The organism is Pseudolabrys sp., from assembly GCF_050250095.1.
Lineage (GTDB): Bacteria > Pseudomonadota > Alphaproteobacteria > Rhizobiales > Xanthobacteraceae > Pseudolabrys.
The window spans coordinates 56,689-75,265 of sequence record NZ_JBFWPH010000002.1 but is presented as its reverse complement, the minus strand read 5'-3'; the positions used below and the strand labels follow the sequence as shown (position 1 = coordinate 75,265).

18 protein-coding genes and 1 tRNA gene are annotated in these 18,577 nt (G+C 66.2%); 11 read left to right on the top strand and 8 right to left on the bottom strand.

Features of this window, described 5'->3' with window-relative positions; translation table 11 throughout:
• Nucleotides 1-4 precede the first annotated feature (4 nt).
• The 8 genes from egtB to mnmA all read right to left on the bottom strand — a co-directional run bounded on the left by egtB (nt 5) and on the right by mnmA (nt 9,068).
• On the bottom strand, nt 5-1,279 hold the full coding sequence (gene egtB, locus AB7F10_RS05645) for an ergothioneine biosynthesis protein EgtB (protein WP_428559824.1): 1,275 nt from the start codon (nt 1,277-1,279) through the stop codon (nt 5-7).
• Nucleotides 1,280-1,584: 305 nt separating this feature from the next.
• Nucleotides 1,585-4,737 (bottom strand): efflux RND transporter permease subunit, encoded by a 3,153-nt coding sequence (locus AB7F10_RS05640; RefSeq protein WP_428559826.1) that lies wholly within the window; start codon nt 4,735-4,737, stop codon nt 1,585-1,587.
• 21 nt (nt 4,738-4,758) lie between these two features.
• Nucleotides 4,759-5,856, bottom strand: a complete 1,098-nt coding sequence (locus tag AB7F10_RS05635) for an efflux RND transporter periplasmic adaptor subunit (protein ID WP_428559828.1) — start codon at nt 5,854-5,856, stop codon at nt 4,759-4,761.
• Nucleotides 5,853-6,473, bottom strand: a complete 621-nt coding sequence (locus AB7F10_RS05630; protein WP_428559831.1) for a TetR/AcrR family transcriptional regulator — start codon at nt 6,471-6,473, stop codon at nt 5,853-5,855. Before AB7F10_RS05630 ends, AB7F10_RS05635 begins: the two co-directional genes overlap by 4 nt.
• A 227-nt stretch (nt 6,474-6,700) precedes the next feature.
• Nucleotides 6,701-6,777: transfer RNA gene (locus AB7F10_RS05625), tRNA-Met, on the bottom strand.
• A 64-nt stretch (nt 6,778-6,841) separates the two neighbouring features.
• Nucleotides 6,842-7,174 (bottom strand): hypothetical protein, encoded by a 333-nt coding sequence (locus AB7F10_RS05620; RefSeq protein ID WP_428559834.1) that lies wholly within the window; start codon nt 7,172-7,174, stop codon nt 6,842-6,844.
• Between the two features lie 50 nt (nt 7,175-7,224).
• Nucleotides 7,225-7,866 (bottom strand): class I SAM-dependent methyltransferase, encoded by a 642-nt coding sequence (locus AB7F10_RS05615; protein WP_428559836.1) that lies wholly within the window; start codon nt 7,864-7,866, stop codon nt 7,225-7,227.
• 8 nt (nt 7,867-7,874) lie between these two features.
• Nucleotides 7,875-9,068 (bottom strand): tRNA 2-thiouridine(34) synthase MnmA, encoded by a 1,194-nt coding sequence (mnmA, locus tag AB7F10_RS05610; RefSeq protein WP_428559838.1) that lies wholly within the window; start codon nt 9,066-9,068, stop codon nt 7,875-7,877.
• 251 nt (nt 9,069-9,319) lie between these two features.
• On the opposite strand from mnmA, the gene AB7F10_RS05605 reads away from it, so the two are divergent.
• From AB7F10_RS05605 to AB7F10_RS05555, 11 genes are all read left to right on the top strand, one after another.
• Nucleotides 9,320-10,765 carry a flagellar hook-length control protein FliK gene (locus tag AB7F10_RS05605; RefSeq protein ID WP_428559840.1) on the top strand — a complete coding sequence of 482 codons (1,446 nt, stop codon included), beginning with the start codon at nt 9,320-9,322 and terminating at the stop codon, nt 10,763-10,765.
• 11 nt (nt 10,766-10,776) lie between these two features.
• Entirely contained in the window at nt 10,777-11,472 is a 696-nt protein-coding gene (locus AB7F10_RS05600; RefSeq protein ID WP_428559842.1) for a flagellar hook assembly protein FlgD, read from the top strand.
• Between the two features lie 152 nt (nt 11,473-11,624).
• A complete protein-coding gene (locus tag AB7F10_RS05595) occupies nt 11,625-11,900 on the top strand; it encodes a DUF1153 domain-containing protein (protein WP_428559844.1) in 276 nt (91 codons plus the stop codon).
• Between the two features lie 150 nt (nt 11,901-12,050).
• Nucleotides 12,051-13,730, top strand: a complete 1,680-nt coding sequence (gene fliF, locus AB7F10_RS05590; RefSeq protein ID WP_428559846.1) for a flagellar basal-body MS-ring/collar protein FliF — start codon at nt 12,051-12,053, stop codon at nt 13,728-13,730.
• Between the two features lie 3 nt (nt 13,731-13,733).
• Nucleotides 13,734-14,825 carry a flagellar motor switch protein FliG gene (gene fliG, locus AB7F10_RS05585; protein WP_428559848.1) on the top strand — a complete coding sequence of 364 codons (1,092 nt, stop codon included), beginning with the start codon at nt 13,734-13,736 and terminating at the stop codon, nt 14,823-14,825.
• Between the two features lie 61 nt (nt 14,826-14,886).
• Nucleotides 14,887-15,504 carry a FliH/SctL family protein gene (locus AB7F10_RS05580; RefSeq protein WP_428559850.1) on the top strand — a complete coding sequence of 206 codons (618 nt, stop codon included), beginning with the start codon at nt 14,887-14,889 and terminating at the stop codon, nt 15,502-15,504.
• A gap of 18 nt (nt 15,505-15,522) precedes the next feature.
• A complete protein-coding gene (gene fliN, locus AB7F10_RS05575) occupies nt 15,523-15,894 on the top strand; it encodes a flagellar motor switch protein FliN (RefSeq protein WP_428559852.1) in 372 nt (123 codons plus the stop codon).
• A gap of 12 nt (nt 15,895-15,906) precedes the next feature.
• Nucleotides 15,907-17,280: a sigma-54-dependent transcriptional regulator gene (locus AB7F10_RS05570; RefSeq protein ID WP_428559854.1), complete on the top strand. Its 1,374-nt coding sequence runs from the start codon at nt 15,907-15,909 to the stop codon at nt 17,278-17,280.
• 11 nt (nt 17,281-17,291) lie between these two features.
• Entirely contained in the window at nt 17,292-17,630 is a 339-nt protein-coding gene (locus tag AB7F10_RS05565; RefSeq protein ID WP_428559856.1) for a DUF952 domain-containing protein, read from the top strand.
• Between the two features lie 81 nt (nt 17,631-17,711).
• A complete protein-coding gene (locus tag AB7F10_RS05560) occupies nt 17,712-18,134 on the top strand; it encodes a DUF805 domain-containing protein (RefSeq protein ID WP_428559858.1) in 423 nt (140 codons plus the stop codon).
• A gap of 41 nt (nt 18,135-18,175) precedes the next feature.
• Nucleotides 18,176-18,529 carry a hypothetical protein gene (locus AB7F10_RS05555; protein WP_428559861.1) on the top strand — a complete coding sequence of 118 codons (354 nt, stop codon included), beginning with the start codon at nt 18,176-18,178 and terminating at the stop codon, nt 18,527-18,529.
• Nucleotides 18,530-18,577 lie beyond the last annotated feature (48 nt).

Here is an 18,577-nt window from a genome sequence, read left to right as displayed (position 1 = left end):
CTGGTCAGGGAAATTCGACGAGCCGCACGCCGCTGAACTGCCAGCGTGACGGCGGGTAAAAGAAATTGCGATAGCTCACGCGCTCATGACCGGCCGGCGTCGCAAGCGAGGAGCCGCGAAGCACCATCTGACTGACCATGAACTTGCCGTTGTATTCGCCGAGCGCGCCGTCGGCGGCGCGATAGCCCGGATAGGGCAGATAGGCGCTGCGCGTCCATTGCCACAGCAGGCCGAAGGCGTCGTCGAGCAAGCCCATGCGCGCCGCGACCTCCCACTCCTGCTCGCTCGGCAGATGCTTGCCGGCCCAGCGCGCGAAGGCGTCGGCTTCGTAGTAGCTGACATGACGGACCGGATCGGCCGGATCGACCGGCATCAGACCGGCAAGCGACATCGCATGCCATCCGCCGTCGCGCTCGATCCAGTAGCCCGGCGCCTGCCAACCCTCGTTCTGTACCGCCGCCCAGCCGTCGGACAGCCAGAGCGCGGCATTCGCGTAGCCGCCGTCGGCGATGAAATCGAGCCACTCCGCATTGCTCACCATCTGCCGCGCGATGCGAATGTCCTGCAGCAGCGTCTGGTGGCGCGGATATTCGTTGTCGAAGCCGTAGCCATCGCCCTCATGGCCGATCTCGTGAATGCCGCCGGGCAAATCCACGTAGCCGCCCTGCGACAGCGCGCGCTTTGGCGCCTGCCAGCCGGCGTCATAAGCCGGATAGGTCGGGTTCTGCGCAAAGGCGTGCAGGATGTCGGTCAGCAGCAATTCCTGATGCTGATGCTCGTGATGCAGGCCGATTTCGAGAATACGAAAAAACTCTCCCGCTTGCGCAGCCGGGATCGTGTCGATCAGCGCCTCGATCGCGGCATCGACATGCGCGCGGTAGGCAGTGACGTCGGCGTGGTTCGGGCGGGTGATCAGCCCGCGCTGCGGCCGCGCGTGGCGAGGTCCGGCGGCGACATAGTAGGAATTGAACAGGAACGGGAAACGCTCGTCGAATTCCCGATAGGAGGGAGCGTTCGGCTTCACCAGAAACGTCTCGAAAAACCACGTCACATGAGCGCGATGCCACTTGGTCGGGCTCGCATCCGGCATCGACTGGACGATTTGGTCTTCCGACGATAACGGCGCGGCACGCGCCTCGGTCTCCGCGCGGACGATCCGAAACGCCTCACGCCAGAAGGCGCGCTGTTCCTCAAGCGAAACCGCGGCCGGCCGCGCCGCCGGTTGGGCTTGCGCGCCGCGCAAAACGGTCGCTGTGGATTGCGCCGAGAATCTCGCCATTGGCCCTGCACTCCTGCTGGGGCCTTTGCACGCCCCGGATAATTCAGGGGGACATATAAGTCCCGGCGGATGGATTGCTATCTATTGCTCCGGCCAGGGATTCTCGTTCTCAAGGCCGGTTTCGATTCGATTGTTTCATCCTCGGCCGCAAGGAGCAACCCATCTGTGCCGGCATTTGCGCAATGCCTACCGTTCACGCAAATGTCAACGACGACACCCCCGCAGACGCGCGGAGATGGCGCATTCGCGGCGAAGACGTGGACGAATTTTGATGCCGGCGAGTTCCGTCCGGTAGCCGACGAAGCCTAGCGGCTCCACTTCGGCGTGAACCGCCGCAACATCGCGCGCGGCCAGTCACGCAACGGCGTCTCGCGCAACCGCGCGAGGTTGCGCCGCCGCCACTCCGCCATGCGCTCGATCAGCAGCAGCGCCGCCGGCGTCACGATCAGCGTCAACACCGTCGCGAAGCCGAGACCGAACACGATCGCGGTGGACAGATGGATCCACCACTGCGTCGACGGCGCGCCGACCGTCACCTCGCGCATGAAGAAATCGAGATTGACGCCGAAGGCGATCGGCAGCACGCCGAGGATCGCCGTCACGGCGGTCAGGAGCACCGGCCGGGTACGCTCGCGACAGGTTTCGATCACCGCGTCGTAGGCGCTCTGCCCTTCCCGTCGCAGCCGGTCGTAGGTGTCGATCAGCACGATGTTGTTGTTCACGATCACGCCCGCGTTGGCGATGACACCGATGCCGGTCATCACCACGCCGAACGCCTGACCCATGATGAGTAGGCCGATCATCACGCCGATGGTGGAGAGGATCACCGCGGTCATCACCAGCCCGACCGAGGTCAGCCGGTTGAACTGCGCAAGCAGGATCGCGAAGATCAGGAACAGCGCGGTGCCGAACGCCTTCATCAGGAAGGCCGAGGCCTTCTCGCGCTCCTCGTCCTCGCCCTTGAGCTTGAACGTCACGCCGGGGCCGAGATCGGTCTGGCCAAGTTCCGCGGTGATCTCCTGCTGCACCTTGGCGGTCGGCACGCCCTCGGCGACGTTGGAGGCGACCGTCATGACGCGATGCCCGTCCACCCGGTTCAGGTAGCCGACGCGCGGAGCCGGCTCCCGCTTGACGAAATTGCCGATCGGCACGCTGCCGCCGTTGAGATTGACGCGCAGCTCGTCGATCTGGTCGAGGCTGCGCCGCTCCGGCGGAAACCGCACGATGATATCGACCGGCTTGTCGCTTTCGGCCGGCCGGTACTCGCTGACCTTCATGCCGTTGGTGACGAGTTGCACCGCGTTGCCGACGGTCGAGACTGCCGCGCCGTATTTCGCCGCTTCGGCCTTGTCGACCGTGATGCGCCAGTCGATGCCCGGCAGCGGCAGGCCGTCGTCGAGGTCGCGAATGTCGCTGCGCTTGGCGAGGATCGCCGCGACCTTCTTCGCCGCCGGCTCGAGGTTCGCCGCATCGACGGCGGCGAGCTGCACCTGGATCGGTTTGCCGGTCGGCGGTCCGCCGCGCGGCGCCGTCACCTCGACCATGATGCCGGGAATGTCCGCGGTCTTTTCACGGATCGCGTCCATGATCGTATGGGCCTTCGGCCGCTGCTTCCAGTCGACGAATTCGAACTGGATCACGCCGATGGTGTCCTCGGTAATCTCGTTGGAGCCACGCGGCTGCTCGCCGATGCGGGTGTAGACGGTCTTGAGCGAGTCGAACGCGAGCACCCGCTTTTCGACCTGCCCGACCAGCCGGTTCTTTTCGTCGAGCGAGAGATTGCCGCGGGCGTGGACGATGACCTGGCCGTAGTCCGGCTCGACATTGGGGAAGAACTCGACGCCATTGCCGAGCTTGGCATAGGCGACCTGCACCACGACGAGCAGCGCCGCGGCCGAAATCAGCACCATGCCGGGCCGGCGCAGCGCGAAGCGCACGAAACGCATATAGGGGCCGCGGTCGGCCATGCGTTCGTCATGCGGGATCGGCGCCGCCTTGCCGAGCAGCGAGCCGAGCGTCGGCGTGAAGATCAGCGCGACGACGAGCGACGCCGACAGCGTCGCGATCAGCGTGATCGGCAGGTACTTCATGAACTCGCCGACGATGCCCGGCCAGAACAGCAAGGGCGAGAACGCCGCGACGCGCGTCGCGGTCGCAGCCACCACCGGGCCCGCCATGCGCGACGCGGCGGTCGTGTAGGCCTCACGCGGCGACATGCCCTCGGACATTCGCCGCTCGGCATATTCCGACACGATGATGGCGTCATCGACCAGCATGCCCACGGCAAGAATGAGCGAAAACAGCACGACGATATTGACGGTCAGGCCCGCGAGCTGCAGCGCGAGCACGCCGGTCAGGAACGACACGGGAATGGCGATGCCGATGAACAGCGAGGCGCGGAAGCCGAGCACGAACAGGATGATGACGACGACGAGCAGCACGCCCATCACCACAGAATTCTGCAGGTCCGCGAGCATGCTGCGGATGTCCTTCGACTTGTCCTGCGTGAAAGACACCTGCACGGCGCTGGGCCAGCGCTTATGCAATTGCTCGACCAGCTTCTTCACGCCGTCGACCGTCTCGATCAGGTTGGCGCCGGTGCGCTTGGAGACTTCAATGGTCATGGCCGGACGGCCGTTCACGCGGGTGACGGAGGTGGCGTCCTTGAAGGTCGGCTTCACCGTCGCGACGTCGCCCAGCGTCACCACCGCCTTGTTGGTCGCGGTGACGGGAATGTTCAGCACGTCCTGCGATTTCTCGATCAGCGACGGGATTTTCACCGAGAAGCGCCCGGTCTCGCCCTCGAGCGCGCCGGCGGCGACCAGCGTGTTCGACGACTGCATGATCGAGGTGATCTGATCGAGCGTGACGCCGTAGCTCTTCATCAGCATCGGTTCGGCGATGATCTCGACGGCCTCGTCGCGCGAACCGCGCAATTCGGCGGACAAGACGCCCGGCACCTGCTCGATCTGGTTCTTCGCCTCGCGCGCGATGCCGAGCATGGTGCGCTCCGGCACGTCGCCGGAGAGCGCGACCACCAGCACCGGATAGAGCGAAAGGTTGACCTCCAGCACCTGCGGCTCGTCCATGTCGCGCGGCATGTCGTGCTTGGCCTGGTCGACCTTGGCGCGCACGTCGGCAAGCGCGGCCGTCGAGTTGAAGCCGGCCTCGAATTCGAGCAGCACGAAGCCGCCGCCCTCGAAGGCGGTCGAGCGCATTTCCTTGACGTTGTTGACCGACTTCAGCTGGGTCTCGACCGGCCTCAACAAAAGCCGCTCGCTATCTTCCGGGCTGATGCCGCGCTGGGACAGCTGCACATAAATGATCGGGATGCGCACATCCGGCTCGGCTTCCTTCGGGATCGTCACATAGGAGATGAAGCCCGCGATCAGCAGAAAGGCGAGCAGCGCGAGGGTCAGTCGCGCGTGGCTGACGGCATAGTTGACGATGGCGCGCATGAGCGGCCGCCCTTCCCTGTTTTACTTCGCCGACGACAGCGCCTGCGGCGCGGCGCTCGCCGGCACCGCCTCGACGGTCTGCCCTTCGCGCACGAAGTCCTGGCCCTGCACGATGACCTTGGCGCCGTTCTCGACGCCGGCGACCCACATGTGCGTCTGCTCGTCTTCCGAGACGGTCACCGGCACGAAGGCGACCTTGTTCTGCGCATCGACGATGCGCACGCCGAGATCGCCAGCCGAGGAGAATGTCAGCGCCGAACGCGGCACCCGCGTCGCAGGCTCGGGTGCGAGCGAGATCGCAACCTCCGATGTGATGCCGTCGGGAATCGCACCCTCGGGGTTCGCGACTTCGACCTCGACGCGATAGGTGCGCGTCGTCTGGCTCGCGGATTTCGACACGAAGCGGATGCGGCCCCTGGCGTCGCCGCCGGTGATGAGGCGAACGTTCACTTCCGCGCCGACCTTGACGCCGGGCAGCTTGCGCTCGGACACCTCGACGACCACCAGCATGGGATCGAGCGCGACGATCTGCGCGATCTCCTTCGTCGCCGTCACCGCCTGCCCCGGCTCGACCGGAACGTCGGTCACGACGCCGGACCACGGCGCCTTCACCGCGCCACGGTCGGCCTCGGCTTCGGCTGCCGCGAGCGTCGCCTCGGCGGCCTTGTATTGCGCTTCCAGATTGACGAGATCGAGCCGCGGCAGCGCGCCGGTTTCGATCAGCCGGCGCTTGGCGTCGAGTTCGGACTTGCGCTGCGCGACCAGCGCGCGCGCCTGCGCAACCTGCGCCACGCGCGCCTCGTCGGACAGCCGGGCGATGACGTCGCCTTCCTTGACGGTGGAGCCGCGGCGAACGTTGAGTTGCTCGATGGTGCCGTTGGTGCGCGCGATCGCCATCATCTTGTGGATCGCCTCGGTGCGGCCCGACAGCACCAGCTTGCGGCTGTGCTGCACGCGCTCCGTCGCGATGACGGCGACGCGGAACGGCTTGTGCGCGGCGTCCGGCGTGCGGATCGCCGCCTCGCTGTTCGTCTCGTGACTGCCGATGATGTAACCCGAACCGATCCACAACGCGGCGACCGCGACGAGACCGACGGCAACGATACGGCTGGCTTTCATGACGAACTTTCCCCGGCCTGCTTCGGCCGGCTCCGCAACAGATGACGCATGATGTCGATGAAGATCGGCACGATCTTTTCCGGATCGAAATCGGGATCGAGCGCGCGGCGCCACCACATCCCGTCGGCGATGGTCATCAGCATGGTGATGGCGCCGTCGAGATCGACGTCGCCCGGAATATCGCCGCGCGCGACGCCGGCATCGAGCAGGTCGCGCAGCCAGCGCCGCACGTCGACGTCGAACGACCGCGAAATCTCGCCGATGTCGGGATGACGCCGCGCCTGCCCCATCACTTCGGTGCAGAGCAGGACGTCCTCGATCGGACGCTGGGCGAAATGATAATGCGCGAGGCCCTCGAGCACCTTGAAGACGCCTTGCGAGAGATCGGCTTCGGCAAAGCTGTGCGCCACCTCGGCGCGGTCGCGCTCGGCGATGCCGGCGATCAGCGCCTCCTTCGAGGGGAAATAGCGATAGAGATTGCCGGGGCTCATGCCGGCCTCGGCGCAGATGTCCTGCATCGAGGCGCCATGAAATCCGGAACGCACGAAACACCGCTGCGCGGCGGCGAGGATTTCGTTGCGACGGTCGCTCTGCTGCTGGGCGCTAATGCGCGGCATCGATCGAGTGATCCTTGAAGGTGCTTGTCGAACACGCACGACGGGCCTTTGCCCATCATTGCGGCGGCGCACAATAAGAGAATGAACGTTCATTCGCAATCAAGTGCCGCAACGCGCGCGATCACGAATTCTTACAGCAACAAAGCCGAGGAAATTCAGTGTCTTGGCGTGCAAGCTTGTCGGCGGCCCCACCGGCCCGGCCAACAAATCTGGTTCTGGGGAGTGTGTGGTAGCGGGGGAGGGACTCGAACCCCCGACCTCCGGATTATGATTCCGCTGCTCTAACCAGCTGAGCTACCCCGCCACACGGGGCCGGATATAGGGACGCCAGCGAAAACCTGTCAAGCAAGGCTTGCCCTGCCCGACGCTTATTTCGGGCGGATCGTCGGGTCGTTGCTGCCGGGCGGCGGGATCACCGGCGTGGTGCTGCCGGTTTCCGGCGTCGGCGCCTTGATGGCCGGGTCGATCGCTGCCGGCGGGCAGATCACGCCGTCGGACTTCGCCAGTTGCTCGCTCAGGGTGCGGTCCTTGGGATCGCGCACATCGACAGCGCCCTTCCTGTCGACTTCGGCGCGGGCATTGGCGCAGGCCTTGGGGTCGCGCGTTTCCTGCTGCGGCTCGACGGGCTTCGGCGCCGGCGGCGATTGCGCCGAGGCGGCGAATGCGATGGCGCTCATGGCAAGCGCTGCCGCTGTCGTCACGGATGTTCTCATGACGGGAAAACGCGCCGCGCGCGGCGAAGTTCCCGCGACTATGTCCGGCGGTATCGGATGAGGGAAAACTGGCCGAGTGGCTGGATCGCGCGACGCTCGATCAGTTCGACGCCGCCGTTCTTCGTCGCCCACTCCGCGATGCGGGCGAACTTGAATTCCGGCCGCCAGCCGAGCCGCTGCGCGAGCGGCGAGAAAGCAAGTTCGAACCACCAGCGCAACCCGCTGTCGGCGCCGATGTGATTGACCAGAACGATCTCGCCGCCCGGGCGCGTTACCCGCGCGAACTCGTCGAGTGTGCCTTCGGGATCCGGCACCGCGGTGATCAGGAACTGCGCCATCACCACGTCGAACGTCGCGTCGGCAAAGGCGAGATTGGCGGCGTCCATCACCGCAAGTGCCTCGACATTGTCGAGCTTGTGCTCCCTCACCCGCTCGCAGGCCTTGCGCAGCATCGGTGCGGAAATGTCGATGCCGGTGATGCGGTTGGTGCGCGCATAGGCCGGCAGCGAAATACCGGTGCCGACGCCGACATCGAGAATGCGGCCCCCGACCCGCTCGGCCGCGGCAATCGCCGCTGCGCGCCCGGGCGCGAACACCTTGCCGAACACGAAATCGTAAATCGGCGCCCAGCGACCATAAGCCCGCGCGATACTGTCGCGGTTGAACGCTTCCGCGCCCATGATTGCGATCAGCCTCGTGCGGTAGCGGTCACAGCGGCCGTGCCGGGCCGCGTTGCGACATCGGCGGCGCTTTGCGCGCTCGCGATGAAGCCGCCGCCGAGCATGCGCGCCTGACCTTCGCGTGCATCGTAGAACACGCAGGCCTGCCCCGGCGACACGCCATCCTCGCCGTCGATCAGCTCGACTTCATAAGCGCCGTCGGCGTGACGGAGCCAGGCCGCCTGGGGCGGCCGGGTCGAGCGCACTTTCACGAAAACCTCGAAACGGTCGTCAGCCAACGCCTGTTTGACGGTGCCGTCGCCGAGCCAGTTGACGTCACGCAGCCGGATGCGCCGTGTGCGCAAGGCATCGCGCGGACCGACCACGACACGGCCGCGGTCGGCATCGAGCCGAACCACATAGAGCGGCGCGCCGGTCGAAACACCGAGGCCGCGCCGCTGGCCGATGGTGAAATGGATGATGCCGGAATGCTTACCCAGCACCTTGCCCGAGAGATCGACGATCTCGCCGGGCTCGGCCGCGCCCGGCTTCAGCCGCTCGATCACGTCGGTATATTTGCCCGACGGCACGAAGCAGATGTCCTGACTGTCGTGCTTCTCGGCGACGACGAGGCCGTACTGCCGCGCGATGTCCCGCGTCTCGAGCTTGGTGAGGTTGCCGAGCGGGAAGCGCAGCGCGTCGAGTTGCGCCGGCGTGGTGTTGAACAGGAAATAGCTCTGGTCGCGGTCTTCCTCGCGGGCGCGATAGATCGCTCGCGCGCCGTTCGGCAAGCCGCGCGACACGACGTAGTGCCCGGTCGCCATCACCTGCGCGCCGAGGTCGCGCGCGGTCGACAGCAACTCGGTGAACTTGATGGTCTGGTTGCAGTCGATGCAGGGCACCGGCGTCTCGCCATGCACATAGCTTTCGGCAAAGCGTTCGATCACCGCCTCGCGGAAACGGTCCTCGTAGTCGAGCACGTAGTGCGGAATGCCGATGCGGTCGGCGACCGCGCGGGCGTCGTAGATATCCTGACCCGCGCAGCAGGCGCCCTTGCGGTGGGTCGCCGCGCCGTGATCGTAAAGCTGCAAGGTCACGCCGACGACGTCGTAGCCCTCGGCCTTCAGCAGCGCCGCGGTGACGGACGAATCGACGCCGCCGGACATCGCGACAACGACGCGGGTGTCCTGCGGGCGGCCGTCGAGATCGAGACTGTTACGCATCGAAAGTCCGCTGAAAGCCTGCTGCGACGCCGGCAAAACCGCCGGCCGATGCTGGTTAGATAGACCGAATAATCCCGCGCTGCCACGTCCACCGGACGGACCGGCAAATTTTTCCCGGCGCCGGCGGCCGGAACCTTTCTAAACTGGCACAGGATGGCAGTAAGTCTTTGATTTAACTCAACAACGCAAAGCCCGCGCGATTGGCCTGCGGCTTGCACCGCTTTCGCCGGATATCCAGCAAGAGGTGTTTCGTGCCCCAGGTTGCGTCCGAAGCTCATGCCACGAGCCACGCCAGCGCCCGTTCCGGCCAGCGGAACCGGCCGGCGAATGCTCATGCCGATGCGCCGGCTGCGCCGTTTGCGTCGCTGATCGATCGGGCCTCGGCGGGCGACGGCGACATCGCGGCTCGCCCCGACCAGCCGGCCGAGGCCGTGAAGCAGCCGGAAGCCTCGCGCGCCGAACGCAGTCATCAGGATCGCCGCGGTGCCGGACGCGCAGCCAACCGCGACGACAAACCGGTGCACCGGAGCGACAAGGCGGACCGGGCCGACAACGACGCCGAACCCGCCGAGACCAAGGACACGAAGACCGACGCCAAGGCCGCGGACGAAAGCAACGCCACCGAGGGCGACGAGGACACCACCGTCATTGCCGGCGACGACAGCAAGGAAACCACGGACGGCGCCGACCCGGATGCCGATGCTGTGCTCGCCGATGGCGTTCAGGTTGCGGCCGATCCGTCGCAGGCCGATGCCGCCAAGCCGGCCGACATCAAGGTTGCTGCCGCACCGGTCGTGACCGCGCAGGTGACGGCGGAGGCCAGCGAGACGCCGGCGGAGGCCGACCCTGTCATCGGCGGCGACAAGCCCGCGACGCCCGCCCTGTTCACCGCCGATCTCAAAGCCGCTGCCGGCGAGACGGCCAAGACGGACGGCAAGAGCGACGCGGCCAAGCCCGCCGACACGGCTGATGTGCCGGACGACAAGACGTTCCACGACGCGCTCAAGGCGCAGCACGACGGCAACACGCACGACGCCAAGCCGGCAGACGCCGCCAATGCCAAGCCCGCCGACGGCGACGCCAACGCGGCGGCCGAGCAGAAAACCCATCATGCCGGCGGCGCCGACAAGGCCACCGAGGTGCCGGGCAACGCCAATTCGAACACCGCGCAGACCCAAGGTCCGCAAAACCAGCCGCAGGGGCCGCAAGGCCCCAATGCCGTGCAGCACACGCAGCCGGCCACCGCGCAGGCCAATGTCGCCGCCGCGCCGCAGGCGCCGGCCGTTCCGGTCGAAGGCGTCGCAGTCCAGCTCACCGCGCAGGCCAAGGCCGGCAAGCACTCGTTCGAAATTCGCCTCGATCCGCCGGAACTCGGCCGCATCGACGTGCGGCTCGATGTCGACCGCCACGGCCATGTCACGTCGCGGCTTGTCGTCGACCGGCCGGAAACGCTCGACCTGCTGCGCCGCGACGCCAACGGCCTCGAGCGCGCGCTGCAGGATGCCGGCCTGAAAACCTCGGACAACGGCATGCAGTTCTCGCTGCGCGACCAGAGCATGCAGCAGCAGGCGTTCCGTCAATCGCGCGACACGGCTGAAGTGATCGTCAGGGACGATGCGCTGCCGCCGGTCGAAACCATGCAACGCGGCTATCGCACGCTCGCCGGCTCGCGCGGCGGCGTCGATATTCGCGTCTAGGGGAAAACATCATGGCTACCACCGCCACCTCACCGTCCACGATTGGCTCGACCCCGGTTTCGGCCGCGCAGGCTTCGGCGGCCGCCGCCGCGGTCAACAAGAACGGCAGCATCGCCAACAACTTCCAGACCTTCCTGACGCTGCTGACCACGCAGCTCAAGAACCAGAACCCGCTCGATCCGCTGGACACCAACCAGTTCACCCAGCAGCTCGTGCAGTTCTCGCAGGTCGAACAGCAGATGAAGGCGAACGACCAGTTGACCCAGCTCGTCTCGCTGGAAAAGACCGCGCAGACGACGGCCGCGCTCGCCTATGTCGGCGCGACGGTGGCGATCGACGGCTCGACCGCCAAGCTCGCCAACGGCAGCGCCGAATGGAGCTTCTCCTCGACCAAGCCGGCGAGCGCGACCTTCACCATCAAGGCCGCCAACGGCGAAACCGCCTACAGCGGCAGCTTTGCCATCAATACCGGCACCCAGGCCTTCTCCTGGGACGGCCGCGGCAACAACGGCGCGCTTTGGCCGGACGGCGACTACACGATGACGATCTCGGCCGTGGATTCGAGCGGCCAGTCCACCGCGGTGACCACCGAGGTTCAGGGCCAGGTCCAGTCGGTCGATGTCTCGACCACCCCGCCGGTGCTCACGATCGGCGGACAGACCTACAGTTTCGACAAGATCAAGCGTATTATCGGCTTCACCGGCTAGCCCCGTCCGGCGGGCGCCGCAATTCGTCACCAACTGTTTAATGCGCATTTCCGGCAATTTTTTCCCGCAATCGGGCGCCGGACTTAGGTAAATTTTAAGCTGGGGCCGCTAGTTTGCACTGGCATTTGTCAGTTGAGTTGTGAGTTCAAACAATGACCGAACCCCACCGCCCGAGGGTCAAGTATGTCATCGGGCCAGATGGCAGCCCGCTCACCATCGCGGACCTGCCGCCGCCCTCCACGAAACGCTGGGTGATCCGGCGTAAAGCGGAAGTCGTTGCCGCCGTTCGCGGGGGCCTTCTCTCCCTCGAAGAGGCGTGCGGCCGCTACACGCTGACCGTCGAGGAATTCCTCTCCTGGCAGTATTCGATCGATCAGCACGGCCTCGCCGGCCTGCGCACCACGCGCATCCAGCAGTACCGTCCTTAAGACGATCCTTACCGAATTCCGAAACGCCGGCCGCTGGGCCGGCGTTTTCGTTTGCGCAGACGCCGGTCGTTAACCGGCTGCTAACCATAAACTGGGCAAATTTTGCCGCGTCGGGCGTGCGTCGCGCCTGATCGCAAAGGCATGGGTCCGGTGCAGGCATTTTTCGACTTTCTGAAAGCATTTGGCGCGGCCCGCATCGCGGCAATGCTCGCGGTTACGCTGGCGCTGGTCGGATTTTTCGCGGTGCTGATGATGCAGGTGACCCAGCCGGCGATGGTGCCGCTGTTCACCGACCTTTCCGTCGAAGACTCCGCCTCCATCGTGAAAGACCTCGAGCGGCAGGGCATCGCCTATTCGGTCAAGGCCGACGGCGCGATCATCATGGCGCCGAAGGACCAGGTTGCCCGGCTGCGCATGAAGCTCGCCGAGGCCGGACTGCCCAAGGGCGGCGGCGTCGGCTACGAGATCTTCGACAAGTCGGACGCGCTCGGCGCCACGAGCTTCATTCAGAACATCAACAAGCTGCGCGCGCTCGAAGGCGAGCTTGCCCGCACCATCCGCAGCCTCGACCGCGTCCAGGCCGCGCGCGTGCATCTCGTGCTGCCGGACCGCCCCCTCTTCTCGCGCGACAAGATCGAGCCCTCGGCATCGATCGTGCTGCGCGTGCGCGGCTCGCTCGAACACCAGCAGGTCCGCGCCATCCGCCATCTGGCCGCCACGGCCGTCAACGGTCTCAAGCCCGAACGCGTCTCGGTGGTCGACGAGACCGGCCGGCTGCTCGCCGACGGCGCCGAGACCGCCGATCCCCTCACCGGCATGGCCGCCGACGAACGCAAAACGGCTTATGAGCGGCGGCTGCGCGACCGCGTCGAGCAGATCGTCAATTCCGTGGTCGGGCCGAACCGCGCCCGCGTCGAACTGACCGCGGATTTCGACGTCAATCGCGTGACGCAGACCTCCGACAAATACGACCCGGAAAGCCGCGTGGTGCGCTCCAGCCAGACCCGCGAGGAACAGTCGACCTCGGGCGACGCCAAGCAGGGCCCGGTGTCGGTCGGCAACGAACTGCCGGGCGGCGCCAACCAGCAGGGCGGCGCCAACGACAGCACGCCGCGCGAGGCAAGCAAGAAGACCGAGGAAATCGTCAATTACGAGATCTCCCGCATCACCAAGACCGAAGTGACCGAAGCCGGCCGCGTCAACCGCATCTCGGTCGCCGTGCTGGTGGACGGCAGCTACGCCAAGAACGACAAGGGCGAGCCGACCTATCAGCCGCGCAGCAAGGAAGAGCTCGACCGCATCGCCGCGCTGGTGCGCTCCGCCATCGGCTTCGACCAGAAGCGCGGCGACCAGGTCGAGGTCGTCAACCTGCGCTTCGCCGAAACGCCGTCGCTTCCCGTCGGCGAACCGGGGCCGTGGTACGCCAAGTTTCTTCAGTTCACCAAGGACGACATCATGCGCGGCGCCGAACTCGGCGTCATGGCGCTGCTCGGTCTTGTCGTGATGTTCATGGTGGTGCGCCCGCTGGTGCGCCGCATCGTCACGCCGGACGGTCCGCAGGCCACCGGCCGCGCCGCCGTGCTGGTCGGCCCGGACGGCCAGGCGATTTCCGGCGGCGGCATTTCATCGGCCGGCGGACCGACGGTCTCGCTGGTCGGCAGCGACGAGGCGGTCGCGATCTCCAACCGCACCTCGGCGATGATCGACGTCGCCCAGGTGCAGGGCAAGGTCCACGCCGAGTCGGTGCAGAAGGTCGGCGAACTGGCCGACAAGAACCCGCACGAAGCGGTCTCCATCATCCGCAGCTGGCTCCACGAGGACGCGGCGTAAATCATGGCGACGGTGCAGGAAGCAACCCAGAACGAAGACATCGGCGCGCTGGTCGCCCAGCTCGCGCATCGTTCGCAGGGCGCGAGCGCCAGCGGCCGTCGGAGGCTGACCGGACCGGAACGCGCCGCCGTGCTGATGCTCGCGCTCGGCGACAAATACGGCTCGAAAATCTTCAACATGCTCGACGACGACGAGCTGCGCGAGATTTCGATCATCATGTCGACGCTCGGCACCGTCGATGCCGAGATGGTCGAGGAGCTGCTGCTCGAGTTCGTCGGCCGCATGTCGGCCTCCGGCGCGCTGCTCGGCAACTACGACGCCACCGAACGCCTGCTGCAGCAATATCTGCCGCCGGAGCGCGTCCACGGCATCATGGACGAAATCCGCGGGCCGGCCGGACGCAACATGTGGGAGAAGCTCGGAAACGTCCAGGAAGAGGTGCTCGCCAACTACCTGAAGAACGAATACCCGCAGACCGTCGCCGTCGTGCTCTCCAAGCTGCGGCCGGAACACGCCGCGCGCGTGCTCGGCATCATGCCCGAAGACTTCGCGCTCGACGTCGTCAACCGCATGCTGAAGATGGAGTCGGTGCAGAAGGAAGTCATCGAGCGCGTCGAGCAGACGCTGCGTACCGAATTCATGTCGAACCTGTCGCAGACGCGCCGCCGCGACGCCCACGAGGTGATGGCGGAAATCTTCAACAATTTCGACCGCCAGACCGAAACCCGCTTCATCACCGCGCTCGAATCCGACAACCGCGACGCCGCCGAGCGCATCAAGTCGCTGATGTTCACCTTCGACGATCTCGTGAAGCTCGATTCCGGCTCGGCGCAGACCCTCATGCGCCATGTCGACAAGGACAAGCTCGCGATCGCGCTCAAGGGCTCCAACGACACGATCCGCGAATTCTTCTTCAAGGCGATGTCGAGCCGCGCCGCCAAGATGCTGGTCGACGACATGCAGGCGATGGGGCCGGTGCGGCTGCGCGACGTCGACGAGGCGCAGGGCCTCATGGTCAATCTCGCCAAAGACCTCGCCGCCAAGGGCGAAATCATCATCGCCAAGAGCCGCGGCGACGACGAGCTGGTGTACTGAGCATGAACCCGAAAAGTGGGAACCGGTTTTCGGAAAAGTTCATGCGAGCAATTGGATAATCATGGCAGCCGCAGCAAAATTCCTGTTCGAGACCGACTTCGCCAAGGGCGAAACGCCGACCATGACCGTGGTCGAGCACGAGCGCCGCAGCGCCGACGCGGAAGCGGTCGCCTATCGCAACGGCTTCGGCGCCGGCCAGGCGCAGGCACGCACCGAGATCGAGCAGCAGATCGCCAACACGCTCGGCGTCGTCGGCGACACGCTGGAACGGCTGAGCCGCGGCCTTTACGGCGTCGAAGCCCGCCTCGAGATCGAGGCCGTCGAGGTCGCCGTCGCGGTCGCCCGCAAGCTCGCGCCGGAACTGGTCGCACGGCAGCCGCTCACGGAAATCACCGCGCTTGCCACCGAGTGCTTCCAGCATCTCGCGTCGACGCCGCACATCAGTGTGCGCGTCAACGACACGATTTTCGACGCTGCCAAGGCCAAACTCGACGACATCGCGCAGGCGCGCGGCTTCGCGGGCCGGCTCATGGTGATGTCGGATGCAGCGGTCGCCGCCGGCGACTGCCGGATCGAATGGGCGGACGGCGGCGTCAATCGCGATCGCGCGGCGACCGAGGCCGCGATTGCCGAAGCGGTCGAGCGTTACGTCACGGCGCGCGCCGCCGACGTGGAATAGGTTTTGGAGGTCCAAGCAATGAGCGAACAAGAAACGCAGAATCCCGAAGCAGGCGTCCCGCTGCCGGACCTCGAGCAGGGCGCGGAGGTCACGCAGGTCGACGACGCCGGCCCGTTGGCGCCGGGCGGCGACGACATCGACCGCAGCGCCGCCGACCTCGAAGCCCTCTTCGACGTTCCGGTGCAGGTTTCCGCCGTGCTCGGCCGCGCCAGGATGGACGTCGGCAATCTGCTGAAGCTCGGGCCTGGCACCGTGCTCGAACTCGACCGCAAGGTCGGCGAAGCGATCGATATCTACGTCAACAACCGGCTGGTCGCGCGCGGCGAGGTCGTGCTGGTTGAGGACAAGCTCGGCGTCACGATGACGGAAATCATCAAGGCCGAGAAATAAGGGAGTAGAGCCATGCGACTGCTGATCGTCGGAACCCTGAAGGGCCAGTTGACCGTCGCGACCAAGATCGCGATGGACAAGGGCGCGGCCGTCACCCAGGCCGACACCATCGACCAGGCGCTCGCGGTGCTGCGCTCCGGACGCGGCGCCGACCTGCTGATGGTCGAAGTCGCGATCGACATCCGCGCGCTGCTGGCGAAGCTCGAGGCCGAGCGCATCCATGTGCCGATCGTCGCCTGCGGCGTCACCAACGACGCCCGCGCCGCGGTCGACGCCATCCATGCCGGCGCCAAGGAGTACATCCCGCTGCCGCCGGACGCCGAGCTGATCGCAGCAGTGCTGTCGGCCGTCGCCGACGACGCGCGCGACATGATCTTCCGCGACGACGCGATGGCCCGCGTCGTCAAGCTCGCCCAACAGGTCGCGGGCTCGGAAGCCTCCATCCTGATCACCGGCGAAAGCGGCACCGGCAAGGAAGTGCTGGCGCGCTACGTTCACGCCAAGTCGAGCCGTGCCAAGAAGCCTTTCATTTCGGTCAATTGCGCGGCGATCCCCGAGAACCTTCTCGAGTCCGAGCTGTTCGGCCACGAGAAAGGCTCCTTCACCGGCGCGCTCGCCCGCCGCATCGGCAAGTTCGAGGAAGCCAACGGCGGCACGCTGCTGCTCGATGAAATCTCCGAGATGGACGTGCGGCTGCAGGCGAAGCTCCTGCGCGCCATCCAGGAACGGCTGATCGACCGCGTCGGCGGCACCAAGCCGGTCGCCGTCGATATCCGCATCATCGCGACGTCGAACCGCGTGCTGGCGGACGCCGTGCGCGAGGGCACGTTCCGCGAGGATCTCCTGTTCCGCCTCAACGTCGTGAACCTGAAGATCCCGCCGCTGCGCGAACGTCCGGCCGACATCATCGAACTGGCGCAGTATTTCGTGAAGAAATATTCGGACGGCAATGGCCTGTCGGCGCGCCCGCTCTCGGCCGAGGCGCAGCGCGCGCTCACCACCAATCGCTGGCCGGGCAATGTCCGCGAGCTGGAAAACACGCTGCACCGCGCGGTGCTGCTGTCGACCGGCGCGGAGATCGGCGCGGAAGACATCCGCACGCCGGACGGCGCGCGGCTCGACCAGCAGCGCTCGGGCGTCGCCGCGCAGGCGGCACTCGCCGCCGAGCAGGTCACCCGCAACCTTGTCGGTCGCACGGTCGCCGAGGTCGAGCGCGACCTGATCCTCGAGACGCTCAAGCACTGCTTCGGCAACCGCACCCACGCGGCGAACATTCTCGGCATATCGATCCGCACGCTGCGCAACAAGCTCAACGAATACGCCGCCGACGGCGCGCCGATCCCGCCGCCCTCGAACGGCGGGCCGGAACTGCGCGGCGCGGCGTAACCGCCGCCGGCGTGGCGACCATCTACAAAATCTGCCCCGCGCCGCTGTGGCGCGCGGCCGAGCAGGCCGGCGTCTTCACCGGCGCGCCGGTCGATATCGCGGACGGCTATATCCACTTCTCGACCGCCGCGCAGGCCGCCGAGACGGCCGCGAAACACTTCGCCGGCCAGAGCGACCTGCTGCTGGTGTCGGTCGATACGGCAAAACTCGGCGACAAGCTGAAATGGGAGCCGTCGCGCGGCGGCGCGCTGTTCCCGCATCTTTATGCGCCGTTGACGCTCGCGGCCGTGACCAAAGTTGAACCGTTACCGCTCGGTCCGGACGGCCGCCACGTCTTTCCGCCGTTGTAGAAAGGGCCGCCTCCCCTTACCGGCCGCACCGCAAAGCCCTAAGCTTGTCCCCGTCTGTCACAGACATTGCGGGGCGAACTCATGAACAACATCGATTTCAAGACGCTCCTGTTCACGTATCAGGGGCGGCTCAACCGCGCGCCGTACTGGACCGCGATCGCGATCTACGTCGTCGCCATGCTTATCGTTGCCGCGCTGGCTTTCCTGCTCGCGCTCGGCAGCGCGTTCTTCGTGGTGCTGCTCGTCGTCTATATTCCGCTGATGGTGTCCGGCGTGATGGTCGGCATCAAGCGGCTGCACGACCGCGACCGAAGCGGCTGGTGGCTCGCGCTGTTTTATCTGCTGCCGCTCGCACTCAACGCCATCAGCCACGGCATGGGGAGCTTCGGCTTCATCCTGTCGCTGGTCGGCCTTGCGGTGTCGATCTGGGGCATCGTCGAACTCGGCTTCCTGCGCGGCACCATCGGCACCAATCGTTACGGGCCGGACCCGCTCGCGGCCTGACCGTCCGGCATCGACGCAACATTCATATCGGGAGACAATCCATGCGCTTCATCGCGGCATTCGCCGCTCTCATGCTGCTGACCTTCACCACCGCCTTCGCCGCCGATCCTTCCGGCCGCTACGCCGTGCAGGGCACCAATCCCGGCAACGGCTCGGCCTATTCCGGCACCGTGACGGTCGAGAAAACCGGCGAGACCTATCGCGTTGTCTGGGTCGTCGGCAGCACGCGCTATGTCGGCACCGGCATCGGCGACCGTAACTTCATCGCGGTCTCCTATCGCTCCGGCGACTCGAGCGGCCTCGCGCTCTACGGCTCCGACGGCGGCAACTGGCAGGGCGTGTGGACCTATTCCGGCGGCAAGCAGATCGGCACCGAACGCTGGCAGCGGCAATAGCGCGCGGTCCCGAAAAGTGGAATCCGGTTTTCGGTGAAGATCGTGCGC